This window comes from Leyella stercorea (genome assembly GCF_019052365.1).
In the GTDB taxonomy this organism is placed as follows: domain Bacteria; phylum Bacteroidota; class Bacteroidia; order Bacteroidales; family Bacteroidaceae; genus Prevotella.
Genome location: NZ_JAHQUY010000164.1, coordinates 1 through 1,276, shown reverse-complemented (window position 1 = coordinate 1,276; position 1,276 = coordinate 1). Strand labels below are relative to the sequence as shown.

2 protein-coding genes are annotated in these 1,276 nt (G+C 44.0%); both read right to left on the bottom strand.

Annotated elements, in window-relative coordinates:
* Positions 1-30: 30 nt before the first annotated feature.
* Positions 31-993, bottom strand: coding sequence for a nucleotidyl transferase AbiEii/AbiGii toxin family protein (locus KTQ90_RS13380; RefSeq protein WP_106812674.1), 963 nt, complete (start codon positions 991-993; stop codon positions 31-33).
* On the bottom strand, positions 980-1,276 hold a 297-nt coding region (locus KTQ90_RS13375), incomplete at its 5' end, for a hypothetical protein (protein WP_217318835.1). The genes KTQ90_RS13380 and KTQ90_RS13375, both read right to left, overlap by 14 nt.

Here is a 1,276-nt window from a genome sequence, read left to right as displayed (position 1 = left end):
AACTTTTTTCAAAATTTACAGAAAAAACATTCAACGACTCCTTGTCTTCCACAAAGCCATAGGATGAAATTTGATTCTATTGACCATCTCTTTATCTTCGAACAGCAATTCTGGAATATACTTCTTGTCATTGAATTCCCGCACATATTCTTTCTCTGATTCTGTCAGAACCAATAGCTTTGAGAGAAAGTCTTTCACTTCTGTCTTGGCTTTTTCAAAGTCAAAATGCTCACTGCGCCTAAGTACAGGCAAGAGTTGCGAACGAATCTGCGGAAAACGGATTTTGTCTATCTGCGGAAAGTCAGTATATTCCGTAGGCGTAGCGTTGTCTTTTCTGCTTGAGCCAACAGTCAGATAAAAGACGGTCGCTTTTCTCAGCAACGTTTTCTCTTCATCGCTCACGAATAGCTGATGCTTCACCATGTTATAGACATCATAAATGTCACGTGCAGCACTTCTACCTATCAAGGCGTTTATCTTGGTGGCAAACAATTCGACAGGTGAAAGAGAACGCACCTTCACATCGCTCAGAAACGGAATGGACACATGAGTCTCTATGGCAGGCAGGATATGGCAACGGTCGGAATAGTTGATTTCTATCTTGATGCCATCGTTGTTGCCTGCGGCATTGGTATAATGAAACACCCATGAGTCAAGCGTATGCGGTGTCTTGGAGCCAGGCGCAAGATGATAACCATCCGACTCCATATAGCGTAGAATCTCGTTATTCACTTCTTGGCGAATGGAGAGCATGGATTCTCGGTCGCAATCCACCGTAAAGTCAAGGTCTATATCTACCGAGAGTCTTGGCAGTTGGAAAACGGTGAGATTGATGGCTGTGCCACCTTTCAGCACAAGAGATTTAGACAGCAAAGGACTGTCATGGAAATAGTTGAGTATCTCCACCAATCGCATCACCTTTTCGAGGTTGTCGCGAATAAAGCCTTGCTCCTTGGCGATGATGTCAAGAGCTTGTTTGTTATATGAGTTCATATTCTTCCTTTGATGTTAGTTCTTGCGGCACATACATGCGCCATTTATTTGCAAATGTATCCGACTCTTCATTGTTAGTCAACCACTTGACGCTTTTGGTTCCCTTGGCTCGGCACAGCTCCAAGAGGGATTCTGAGATGTTGGCTTGTTCCTTGATTCGCTCCAACAGATAGCCTGTCTTCTGGTACAGGAATGCCTTGTCGTACCTTGCGAGATAATCGATGAGCCTTTCCTCATTGAGCAAGACGATACCCTCCATGCAATGCAGCAATTCCTCAATACC